The 10,102-nt window shown below is 29.4% G+C and carries 16 protein-coding genes; 4 read left to right on the forward strand and 12 right to left on the reverse strand.

The genetic code is table 11. From position 1 onward, the window contains the following. Positions 1-11 precede the first annotated feature (11 nt). The 12 genes from AAQM_RS07115 to AAQM_RS07170 all read right to left on the reverse strand — a co-directional run bounded on the left by AAQM_RS07115 (position 12) and on the right by AAQM_RS07170 (position 7,366). Complete coding sequence (locus AAQM_RS07115) at positions 12-500, reverse strand: phage major tail tube protein (protein ID WP_129095009.1); 489 nt, start codon at positions 498-500, stop codon at positions 12-14. Next, entirely contained in the window at positions 501-1,685 is a 1,185-nt protein-coding gene (locus tag AAQM_RS07120) for a phage tail sheath protein (RefSeq protein ID WP_129095008.1), read from the reverse strand. It abuts the gene before it with no gap. A 27-nt stretch (positions 1,686-1,712) separates the two neighbouring features. Continuing rightward, a complete protein-coding gene (locus AAQM_RS07125) occupies positions 1,713-1,958 on the reverse strand; it encodes a hypothetical protein (protein ID WP_129095007.1) in 246 nt (81 codons plus the stop codon). Further along, a complete protein-coding gene (locus tag AAQM_RS07130; RefSeq protein WP_129095006.1) occupies positions 1,951-2,553 on the reverse strand; it encodes a DUF4376 domain-containing protein in 603 nt (200 codons plus the stop codon). Before AAQM_RS07130 ends, AAQM_RS07125 begins: the two co-directional genes overlap by 8 nt. Before the next feature lie 3 nt (positions 2,554-2,556). Beyond that, entirely contained in the window at positions 2,557-3,576 is a 1,020-nt protein-coding gene (locus AAQM_RS07135; RefSeq protein WP_171920689.1) for a phage tail protein, read from the reverse strand. Further along, the gene (locus tag AAQM_RS07140) at positions 3,573-4,217 is read right to left on the reverse strand and encodes a phage tail protein I (RefSeq protein WP_129095005.1); all 645 of its coding nucleotides are present in this window, start codon (positions 4,215-4,217) and stop codon (positions 3,573-3,575) included. Before AAQM_RS07140 ends, AAQM_RS07135 begins: the two co-directional genes overlap by 4 nt. Further along, the gene (locus AAQM_RS07145; protein WP_129095004.1) at positions 4,189-5,364 is read right to left on the reverse strand and encodes a baseplate J/gp47 family protein; all 1,176 of its coding nucleotides are present in this window, start codon (positions 5,362-5,364) and stop codon (positions 4,189-4,191) included. The genes AAQM_RS07140 and AAQM_RS07145 overlap by 29 nt, the downstream gene beginning before the upstream one ends. Positions 5,365-5,371: 7 nt before the next feature. Then, a complete protein-coding gene (locus tag AAQM_RS07150) occupies positions 5,372-5,677 on the reverse strand; it encodes a baseplate assembly protein (protein WP_129095003.1) in 306 nt (101 codons plus the stop codon). After that, complete coding sequence (locus AAQM_RS07155; RefSeq protein WP_129095002.1) at positions 5,677-6,408, reverse strand: phage baseplate assembly protein V; 732 nt, start codon at positions 6,406-6,408, stop codon at positions 5,677-5,679. Before AAQM_RS07155 ends, AAQM_RS07150 begins: the two co-directional genes overlap by 1 nt. Further along, complete coding sequence (locus AAQM_RS07160) at positions 6,405-6,722, reverse strand: phage holin family protein (protein WP_046996170.1); 318 nt, start codon at positions 6,720-6,722, stop codon at positions 6,405-6,407. The genes AAQM_RS07155 and AAQM_RS07160 overlap by 4 nt, the downstream gene beginning before the upstream one ends. A 97-nt stretch (positions 6,723-6,819) precedes the next feature. Continuing rightward, a complete protein-coding gene (locus tag AAQM_RS07165) occupies positions 6,820-7,047 on the reverse strand; it encodes a hypothetical protein (RefSeq protein WP_129095001.1) in 228 nt (75 codons plus the stop codon). Beyond that, entirely contained in the window at positions 7,040-7,366 is a 327-nt protein-coding gene (locus AAQM_RS07170) for a hypothetical protein (RefSeq protein ID WP_129095000.1), read from the reverse strand. The genes AAQM_RS07165 and AAQM_RS07170 overlap by 8 nt, the downstream gene beginning before the upstream one ends. 175 nt (positions 7,367-7,541) lie before the next feature. Between AAQM_RS07170 and AAQM_RS07175 the strand changes: the two genes are divergently transcribed. From AAQM_RS07175 to AAQM_RS07190, 4 genes are read left to right on the forward strand one after another with little or no spacing between them, the layout of a single operon-like run. Beyond that, a complete protein-coding gene (locus AAQM_RS07175) occupies positions 7,542-7,982 on the forward strand; it encodes a phage protein Gp37 (protein ID WP_129094999.1) in 441 nt (146 codons plus the stop codon). Continuing rightward, a complete protein-coding gene (locus AAQM_RS07180; protein ID WP_129094998.1) occupies positions 7,975-8,775 on the forward strand; it encodes a phage protease in 801 nt (266 codons plus the stop codon). Before AAQM_RS07175 ends, AAQM_RS07180 begins: the two co-directional genes overlap by 8 nt. After that, complete coding sequence (locus AAQM_RS07185) at positions 8,772-9,107, forward strand: hypothetical protein (RefSeq protein WP_046996173.1); 336 nt, start codon at positions 8,772-8,774, stop codon at positions 9,105-9,107. Before AAQM_RS07180 ends, AAQM_RS07185 begins: the two co-directional genes overlap by 4 nt. 8 nt (positions 9,108-9,115) lie before the next feature. Further along, on the forward strand, positions 9,116-10,093 hold the full coding sequence (locus tag AAQM_RS07190) for a major capsid protein (protein ID WP_129094997.1): 978 nt from the start codon (positions 9,116-9,118) through the stop codon (positions 10,091-10,093). The last annotated feature ends 9 nt before the right edge of the window (positions 10,094-10,102 follow it).

Consider the following 10,102-nt stretch of genomic DNA (forward strand, 5'->3'; position numbering starts at 1 on the left):
TCTATTTCCTTTTATCCTCTTAAAATTCTTCTAACATCTGACATTAAATCTTTCCCATCAACCTCTACAATAAGATTATCATGGTCAATTCTTACTTTTGTTTGATTATTTACTTCATAAATATATTTTTTTAAACCTTTTTGAGATACTTTTACATCTAACATCTCACCTGCTTTACTATCTCCAAAACTTACACTAATTGCACCTGTAGAAATCCAAGTATGATTTTCTACTTTTGTTCCAGTTCTAACAGCTTTCTTTTGAATAATTTCTGCTTCATCAAGCTTTGATAAAGCATTAAAAATAGCCTCAGGCATAGAAGCAAAAGAACACTCACTATCTAGAGACTCAAACTGTCCTGTTGCATAGCTTCTATCTCCAACTCCAGTTGTACCACTAATAGTTTTTTGATTTAACTCTGGAGCTTTAAAACTTACTGTTTTTCCTAAATTTCCATAACCTTGTATAAAAGCATTCGTATCAACTATTGCACTTCTCATTTATGCCTCCTCAAACATTTTATAAATTTTCTCTGCACTTTGAGATACTTTGTTATATGTAACTTCAATCAATCTTGGACTTGGCATATCATCACAATCAACTTCTAAATAAAATCTTCCTTCATCTATTGCTGTTTGTGTTGTAAGCTTCATATTTAGATAAACTTTGAAGCCATCTACCATTACATTTTGTCCTACCAAATCAGCCATAAAGTTTTCTAAAGCTCTTTTACAAGCCATTAATTCATCTATATCTTTATCAACTGATTCAAACAAAGCATCAACTGTTGCTTTAGCTGCTAAGTCAAAAATTCTAACTCTTCTTGCATCTTTCCAAATAGTATTTGTACAAGTTGCATACTCCCAAGAACGAATACCATTGTAAGATATAAAACTCATAATTTGTTTTTCTGTTAAACTATCTGTCTCATCTTGTTTACCTGCTATAAATTCAACTGGGTATTTAACACTTGAAAAAGGCAAAATTCGATTTGAAATAGATTTTGAATAACCAACTGTGCTTTGTCCATCTATATAAACTCTTAAAAATGCTAAAACAGCACTTGCACAATAAAAATCTGTTTGATTTAAAGTTATGTTCCATTTTCCTAAACCACACTTAGCTAAAGTAATCCTATCTGAAGTAAAGTTTGCTCTAAAAGCTAAAGCTTCAGAGTTTAGTTCTGCATCAGCATCAAAAAAAGTTCTAGCACCTAAATATGTACAAACTGTATTAATAGAATTACAAATATCTAAATCTCCAATATGATAATCAGGAACAACAATAATATCTGGCTTATATGTAATTGGGTCACCTTTTTTACTTGCTTTATTTATAGTACTTGAAGCTTTTCGTAAAGCATTAACTGCTTCTATAATAGAACTTTTCATAAGCTCTTTATCTTCATTGTTTTCATTATCCAGTTTGATATTTACAACAGATACTATAATAGGCACTATTACAGGAAATTCATTTACTCCAAGCTCTAAATATTTTTTTAAATTTCCAGTTTCAACATCTTCGAAAAACTCACTTTTTAGTGCATCTTCTGGACTATCAAAACAATATATTCCCTCTTCACATTCAGCTGTTAATACCATTGCCAAAGGTAATGTTGAACTAACTTTGATTATGTAGGGATTATCTGCTTTGTATTTTGCTACTATTCCACGATTTAAACTCATAATTCTCTCCTTTTTAAAATTTATTTATTACTCACCTATGCTTTTAGCACAGTGGTTATCTTCGATTTTTTTAAGCAAACAACAAAGTTTTTTATCAAACCAAGTTGCACGACCAGACTCAATTCTTCTATGAATATGAGAGCTTATAGTTTCATCTTGGCTACCATTCCAAAAAAGTACATTTCCTAACTGGTCAAGAGCCAATAACAACCTCATAAATCTAGTTCTTTTTTTTACATCATTTTCAAATTTTTCTATTAATTTATCATTCATTTGTTACTATCTCTCCTACTTTTTGTATTGATAAAGCTAAAGCTTCTTTTAGTTCATTTAAAGATATCTCTTTAACTGTATTATCAGCTAATTTCCAGTTGCTAGAAATCTGTCCTAAAAGTTCTGCTGATTGGATTGCACTAACCATGTTTAACCTTGCTGTTTCATTTCCATCAAAAGTATTTCCCTGTGAAGTTATAACTACTAAAGTACTTAACTGCTCAACTTTTTCAGCCTTTTTTTGTATAGTTAAATATTCATTTTTAAGAATTTCATCTTCTATCCAGCTTTGAGTATCTTCACTCCATTTGTCAAATTGCTTAGGAACTAAAAGAGTATGTTCAGCTTTCAAAGTACCTAAATAATCAACTTCTAAGCTACCTTTTGTAGTTTTTGAATAAACAGTTTTATCTCTGTTATCTTCTACATATTCCCACTTTTGAGAAGTTTCATTAAAACATTGTGTAAAACCATTTTTATTTTCTAAAGGTTTAATAGAAGTTGTAAAAGGTAAATTTGTTCCATAGTTTCTATTTATCTCTAACTCTTCTCTAAGCTCTTTTGTATTTATACTATATTTATAAACTTTATTCATATTTTAAACTTCTCTTGCTACTATTAAAGGTTTTTGAGCTGTATTTTTTATTTTATTTTCTGGTGCTGTTGGAACAACATTAGAGGAATCAAAATCAATAACATCTAAATTTATAGTGGAACTGTCTGTCAAAATAGACGAAGCACCTGTATTGAATCCTCTTCTACTATAGGTGTAAGCACCCGTAGCATTTACAATTCCTCCACCTTCAAGATACAAACTACTACGAGAATAGAGTGTCCCTGTTATCTTCCTAATAGCATCACCCTCAAAACTCCCGACAGGACGACTACTAAACTTAACTGTTGCTCCATCGAGGTTTGGTACCCTAAAATTTAAACTATCTACTTCACAGTAATAGTCGCATATTCCATTATTTACTGCTGCTTCAGCATCCCATTGGGCTAAAGTTTTAAACCTGTGAGGATGAGTTTGCACATAAGCCCATAAATCTGGATAATCACTTTTTTTAAAAGTCCCTCCAAAAGCTACTATAAAATTTGGATTTGTATCTTCATATCCACCAAAAACTGTACCTATTGGTAGTAAAACAGCAGATAATTTTTTAAGTTCATTTTGTACATAATTTCTAGTTGCTAAAACTACACTATCATCTACTTTTAAGACAATATTATCTGTATTTGATACTTCTATAAACATTTTTATAGTTAAATCTTTTGCACTACCTTCGTCTAATAATGGTTTATAAGTTTTTGGAAGATTTCCTACAGCATAAAAAGTATTATCATCTAAATATATACCTATTTCAGATATTTCAAATCCACCTACATTTGAAGGAATTACACCTTCCACTATTAAATGGTTTGGATTAGTCTCACTTTGTAAAATAGAATTTATATTAAATCTATATTTTTCACTTTTTAGGCTTGTCATGGATTGTGTAGGAGTTATCTCTCCACTTCCAACTGCCATTTTTGATAGATTTATAGAACTACCATTTTGTTTAGATAGTATCTCTTTTTGTATTCCTGCATTTGTTAGGATACTATAGTAGTTACTCATCTTAATAATGCCTCCCGTTTTAAAGTTAAAGTGATACATTCACTCATTTTTATAGCTACCGCTACTTTGCTATTGTGTGTAAAATCTAAATTTCTTACAGCATAAGGTAAGAGTTCTATTGTTTCACCTGTTATTGTTGCAAGTGCGTATTTTTGCTGTGCTTGAGTTTTTAGGTTGATGTTAATAAGCTCTAAGATACTTTTTGTATTTTTGTAAATTTCAACAAACTCTTCAATAATTTTTAAATCTTTATCTTCAACAGGTCTATTTAAAAAATCAACATCTATTTTGAAGTGATAAGGTAGCCCAGCATATTCAAACCACTCATAAAACTTAACATCAATATTTAATTTTTTTAGAACATCTTTTAAAGCAAATAAAGTTCCTTTTTTTCTATGCAATAAAATACTATGATCTATAATTGCTCTTTTTTCATCTAAAGTAAGTTCATTACTCCAAAAATCAACTTGATGGCTATGTGCTAGATATGGCAAATACTTTTCATCAGCTAATTTTGGATGAGCTAAAGTAGATATCACTTGTAACTCTTCTTTTAGTTTTGCAACTCTTGTCTCATAAACTAAATCAATAGCTTTTAATTTTTCATCTTCATTAATAGGCAATAGAGATATCAAACTCATCGCACACTCCTATTTCATGTGATAATACTTCTACATTTTGCGTTGGATTTAAGATAACTACCTCTTTAACTCCACCAACTCTTAAAAAATCATTTATTTCAGATAGTGTTATTTTCTCTCCAATCTTTCGTAAAGCTTTCAAATTCTCTTGTAGATTTTCTAAAGCTTGAGTTTGAATAAGTCCATATTCTTGATTTCTCTCACAGTTTAAAACTGCTTTTATTTTAAATAGTTTTGGAGTTGCTTCTACAACTTTTACATAATCTGTAAGTGGTCTTACACTTTCACTATTTAAACTCTCTTCTATTCTTTGTTTCATAAGTTCATCTGCATTTTCAGAATAGTAGTAAACATTTACAGTACAAAATTCAGCTATTAAAGTTTTAATAGCTTCTAAAATCCCTACTTCATTTTTTCCTAAAAATAAAGGTATATAAGTAGAAAAGTCTTTTAAGCCATTTACTACTTTTATATCTTCTATTCTCTCATCAGCTTTATATGCATAAGATTTATAAGTATCTTTTGAACCTGCTGTTGATTTATCACTCATACTTAAAAGTATTCTAAATCTAAAGTCATCATCACTTTCTACATTTGAACCAGCTTTAAATTCAGAGTTTGCTTTTGCACTTAAAATGTAAGGAAGAGTTGTAATAATATTATTTGTTTGAACATCACTACTTTGTGTATAAACTTGTAATTCTACTTTTCCAATAGCTTCAGTTTGTCCTTTTTTTATAATGATATCTTCAATCAATCTAGCCTCAAATTTACTCTCATCATCAGCTAAAGCCAAACCTTTGTTTATAGTAATATCTGTGGTTTTTGCTTCACTCAAAGAAAAAGTATAATTTGCCCAGGGCTTACTTCCTTCTAATCTTGTGCAATCAAAAGCTACTCCCCAATGATCTAAATCAGATTTTGTTGCTGTTGCTAAAAAAAATGCAAGAGCTAGTTGATTAAATTCTTGTCTTAAAAGTAACTCTCTGTATGCATTTGCTTCAATATTTGGCATAAAATCATCTGATTCAATATGTTCCCAATCAGGATATTTTTCTTTTAAAGTATCAATATTTTCTTGCTTAATTTTTAAATAATTAAGAACTTGTAGAACAGTAGGTATTGGCAAAGAATTTATATCTATCATGTTATCCTCACATACTATATGTTAAAGTCGTTCTATCTTGAAAAGTAACTTCACAACTCAAGCTAGAATTTACTTCATCAAAATTTGTTACAATTACACCTTCAGGAATTAATCTATCATCCCAAGGATTCCAATTTTCATCAAAAAAACACTCATAGATATATTTTTGAAATAGTAAAACCCACTTTTGATTCATCTCTTTATCTATAAGCTCATGAATTTTTGAACCAAAAAAAGGAAGATGAACACGACTACCAAGTGGTGTTTCAATCATTCTTTTAAAGCTTTTTTCTTTTGATGTTTTTTTAGGCATTAGTCTCTACCATATCCATAATTTGAGTGATTTGTTAAATCACCCTTACTATCAGTAATATTTCCACTAATATTGGCATCTCCACCTGTAGACAAATTTTGAGTAATATCTAAAGTCCCATCTATATTAAAAATTCCTGCTCCTCCACTTAATCCTTTTGTTGTAATACCACCTTGTATTAATGTATTTCCAATAAGATTGATTGATGTACTTTTAATAGTTGTAGTAGTAGATTCTATATCTACTGTAGGGGCTATTATTTTTGCACTTTGTCCTACATTTACAACTACTGTTTGCCCTACTTCAACATTTACACTTTCACCTACTTTTACATTTATAATCTTTGGATTTAAAACCTCTAAAGTAGAACTTTTTGTATCATAAGAGATAATTGCTCCATCCTCAAATTCAATAATTGTTTTATTCTCACTTGCACCATTTGGCTCTTTACAACCTTTATTAAATATAGATCTAAAAATAAATCCTTTGTTTGTATCTCCAAAAGGACTTATTACTAAAACTTGCTCTCCTACTCTTATAGGAATAAATACTCTAAAAAAAGAATTTGCTAAACTCAAAACGGGTAAAAAATCAGTTACTCTTTTATCAACACCCACATCATGGACAACTACTCTTGCAAGTGCTTTACCTTCTTGATTTTTTGTGGCATCTACAGTTCCAATTTGAATGATGTTTTCTAATCTTCTTTTTAACTCAGATAAACCTATCATTGGCTATCCTTTTTATAGTTTTGAATAAACTCTAAAAGTCTCTTTTGAGAAGCAAGTAATACAGCTGCTCCAATCCAAGCTGTAAAAGCACTAAATGCTAAACTAAATCTTGCACTTTGAGTCCAATAAAAACAAGCCTCACCTGCTATATAACCAACTAAAATACCACTAATTCCACCAAAAAAAAGCAAAAAGAACTTACCTTTGATATTATCTTTTGATTTATGTTCTTCTCTGTGCAACATCCCTAAAATACCTGCAAAGAAACTAATTACAGCCATATAAATCCAAAAAATAAAATCATTTATATTCATATTGCTACCTTTAAAATTTCAAATAGTGCTATTGTCAAAACAACAAATATTCCTATACATAAAACTTCTTTTTGAAAATTTTTATTTTTTACTAGATTCATTTTGCACCTACACACTCTTTTAATAAGCTTTCAACTTTTAAAAAATAAATCATCTTTTGTTTATCAGCTTCAAAGCTTCCATCACTCTTAGGTTTTAGAGGAATTGTCGCATTACATTTAACAGGAACATAGACATCTTTATAGATATACTCTGTTTGTATTTTTGTAGCACAACCACTAAAAGCTAAAGCAAAAAGGCAAGATATTAAAATTAATTTAGTCATTAAACAACTCCTTATAAGCTTTTAGCTCAGATTCACAAGTTTTGTCTTTTAGATAAATGTTGTTTATTTTTTCTATTATTTCAGGCTCTTTATAAGTAACTTCAACTCTCATATTTTCTATTTTTTTATTTTGTTCTTGCATCTTGTCTTCACAAGTTTTGAAGTTTGTTTTCTCTTTAATTAAATCTGTTTGTAAAGAAGTTTTTTCATCCTTTAAAGATGTAATTTGACTATTTTTAGAAAGAAAAGTAAAAACTACAATCAAACCTAAAACAATAAATAAGATAGCTTTTAAGTCAAGCTCTTTTATAAAGTTCATATACTTTTATCCTTACTATAAAAAATTAACCGAACTTTACACACTTTAAATACTTACTATAAAGCAAGAATTTTTTTAAAGCTACTTTTCACAAGCATTTTTCTAAAAAACAAGAGTTTATTTTACGAAGCTTATTACCTAAGATTCCATTTTAAAATATGACAAAGGTAGAAATTTGCAAGAGTATGAAGAAGAATTAAAAAAAATACTTAAAAGTGTTACAGATAATGTAGACACATATTTTGGAGAGTTTAGTTCACTAAATGATATAAAAATAGATCCAAAAAAAATGCCTGCTATATATGTTGATTTTTTAGGTGAAGACCCTATAAACAGTTATCAACAAAAACTCTCTTTTTCTTTATATCTTGTAGCTGCTAGTTTTAGTAAAAATGAAAAAACAAGAGATGAGAAAAGATATGATATTTACTTTCTAATAAATGAAGTAAATAAAACTTTACATCTAAAACCTATCTTAGAATCTGAACCTATCAAATTAAAATCTTCAAAAAAAATACTAGATGCAAAAGCACAAAATGCCTACCTTGTGATATTTAAAAAGGACATAGAGTTCAATCTAGAAACAAATTTATTAGAAGGAGAAGATTTTGAGTAAATACATAGTTTGTAATCTTCCTATTAATCAAAATAATGAAATCAGGATAGCTGTTATTGGAGATTGGCAAGGACATCACAATGGAGCTTTTTCTTTATCAAAAGATGATTTAGAGCAAATAAAAACAAATTTTGATAATGCAAAAGTTGATGTGGTAATAGACCTAGATCACAAAACAATCTATGAAGGAACAGGAGAAGCTTATGGATGGATAAAAGAACTATTTTTTAAAGAAGATGAATTATGGGCAAAGGTTGAGTGGCTAGAAAGTGGTTTAGAACTTATAAAAACTAAAAAATATAAATACATAAGCCCTGTATTTTTACCAAATACAATAGAGCAAGTAACTGCACAAAATATTGGCTGGACTTTACATAGTGCTGCTTTAACAAATCGACCTTTTATGGAAGAGCTTGGAGAAATCAAAGCAAACAACAAACAAAATCAAAAAAAGGAGGAGTCTATGACACCAGAAGAACAAAAAGAAATGGATGATTTGAAAGCTAAAGTTAAAGAGTTAGAAAACAAATTAAAAGAACAAAATGAAGATTTAGAAAAAGAGAAAGAAAAAAGTGTGGAAACTGAAGTTGATAATGCAATAGCTTTAAACAAAGTAAGTGCTGCACAAAAAGAGACACTTATTGCTTTAGGAAAAGCAAATCCAGATGAACTTAAAAAACTTTTATCAACAATGACTGCTATTACAGTTCCAAACAACGACATGTATGCAAATAACAACAATCAACAAAACAACAAAATAGATGTACTTAAATTAGGAGGAATAAATCAATGAGTAACTTCATAGGAGCAAATGTTACAAATGTAACAAAAAAAAATCAAAGTGATGTAGTTATTAAAAAAGTTATCTCAACTGTAGCAAATGTAACTTTACCTGAAGGTGAAGAAGTTTTAGAACCAGGTCAAGTTTTAGTAACTATGAATGGTGGAGCAACTTTTGATGTAGCAGCTGTTGATGCAGAAGCAAATGGAATTTTATGTGAGGCTTTAACAGCTACAGGAGATGCTGAAGTTTTACTAATTGGAGTTGTTAGAGAAAAATATCTAACTGGTTTAGATGTATCACATAAAGAGCATCTTTTTGCAAATAAAATAATTTTAAAATAGGAGAAAAGATGAAATTTAAAGATGTAATAAAGTTATGGACTTTAACAACAATTTTAACTGCAATTGAACAAATAAAAGCAGTAAATTCTAAGATATTTGATAAGTATTTTAAAGCAAATGCAAAGCCTGTTATGGGAAACACAGCAACACTAAAGATTAGAAAAGGTGCTGGAGTTGTTCTTGAAACAATACTACCAGGTGCAGAAAGATTGGTTAAAGATTTAAAAGATGTTTATGAAATCACTATCAAACTTCCAAGATTTGGTTTACAAGATACTATCTTGCCACATGAGATAAATGAGTTTGAATCACTAGAAGGTAGAGCAATAGTTGAAGCTGTATCAAAAAAAATAGCAACACTTTTAAAAGAGCATAAAGATGACTACATGACAACTTTAGAATTTATGTGTGTTGGTGCTTTATTTGGAAAAGTTGTTGATGGTTCTGGAAAAGTTCTATTTGAATTTAGAAGTACTGCAACACCAATTGAGTTTAAAAACAAAGAGATTGATATTGCTTTAAATGAAATAGATAATGCACTTGTGGATGAGTTAGGAACTGAAGTACCTTATGATATTTTATGTTCAAACGAGTTCTTTAACAAAGTTGTAGCAAAAGCAAAAACTGCTGGAGATTTTGAAAATAAAACTGCATCTTACATTGATGAAGATGGAACTAGAATTTTAGTTTCACATGGAAAAAGGTTTGTTCCTTATAGAACTTCATATACTGATGAGAATGGAAACACAAAGAAATTCTTAAAAGCAAACGAAGCTATTGTAATTCCAAAATCTGAAAAAGTTTATGAAGTTGTTTATGGAAGAGCTGATCATACTGAAGCTGTAAAAGTTGCACCAAAAATGTTCTTTGCTGCTACTCCACAAGAGTTAGAAAGAGGAAAAGGATATGCAATTGATACAGAAATGAAAGCAATGCCATATTGTACAAGACCAGGTGCTTTGATTAATTTAGTTTTTTCTAACTAAAAAGCACTT

The sequence above is a fragment of the Arcobacter aquimarinus genome, assembly GCF_013177635.1.
In the GTDB taxonomy this organism is placed as follows: domain Bacteria; phylum Campylobacterota; class Campylobacteria; order Campylobacterales; family Arcobacteraceae; genus Aliarcobacter; species Aliarcobacter aquimarinus.

Coding starts and splice junctions, on each gene's coding strand:
- AAQM_RS07115 (WP_129095009.1), bottom strand. CDS start 500: ATGAGAAGTGCAATAGTTGATACGAATGCTTTTATACAAGGTTATGGA.
- AAQM_RS07120 (WP_129095008.1), bottom strand. CDS start 1,685: ATGAGTTTAAATCGTGGAATAGTAGCAAAATACAAAGCAGATAATCCC.
- AAQM_RS07125 (WP_129095007.1), bottom strand. CDS start 1,958: ATGAATGATAAATTAATAGAAAAATTTGAAAATGATGTAAAAAAAAGA.
- AAQM_RS07130 (WP_129095006.1), bottom strand. CDS start 2,553: ATGAATAAAGTTTATAAATATAGTATAAATACAAAAGAGCTTAGAGAA.
- AAQM_RS07135 (WP_171920689.1), bottom strand. CDS start 3,576: ATGAGTAACTACTATAGTATCCTAACAAATGCAGGAATACAAAAAGAG.
- AAQM_RS07140 (WP_129095005.1), bottom strand. CDS start 4,217: ATGAGTTTGATATCTCTATTGCCTATTAATGAAGATGAAAAATTAAAA.
- AAQM_RS07145 (WP_129095004.1), bottom strand. CDS start 5,364: ATGATAGATATAAATTCTTTGCCAATACCTACTGTTCTACAAGTTCTT.
- AAQM_RS07150 (WP_129095003.1), bottom strand. CDS start 5,677: ATGCCTAAAAAAACATCAAAAGAAAAAAGCTTTAAAAGAATGATTGAA.
- AAQM_RS07155 (WP_129095002.1), bottom strand. CDS start 6,408: ATGATAGGTTTATCTGAGTTAAAAAGAAGATTAGAAAACATCATTCAA.
- AAQM_RS07160 (WP_046996170.1), bottom strand. CDS start 6,722: ATGAATATAAATGATTTTATTTTTTGGATTTATATGGCTGTAATTAGT.
- AAQM_RS07165 (WP_129095001.1), bottom strand. CDS start 7,047: ATGACTAAATTAATTTTAATATCTTGCCTTTTTGCTTTAGCTTTTAGT.
- AAQM_RS07170 (WP_129095000.1), bottom strand. CDS start 7,366: ATGAACTTTATAAAAGAGCTTGACTTAAAAGCTATCTTATTTATTGTT.
- AAQM_RS07185 (WP_046996173.1), top strand. CDS start 8,772: ATGAGTAACTTCATAGGAGCAAATGTTACAAATGTAACAAAAAAAAAT.
- AAQM_RS07190 (WP_129094997.1), top strand. CDS start 9,116: ATGAAATTTAAAGATGTAATAAAGTTATGGACTTTAACAACAATTTTA.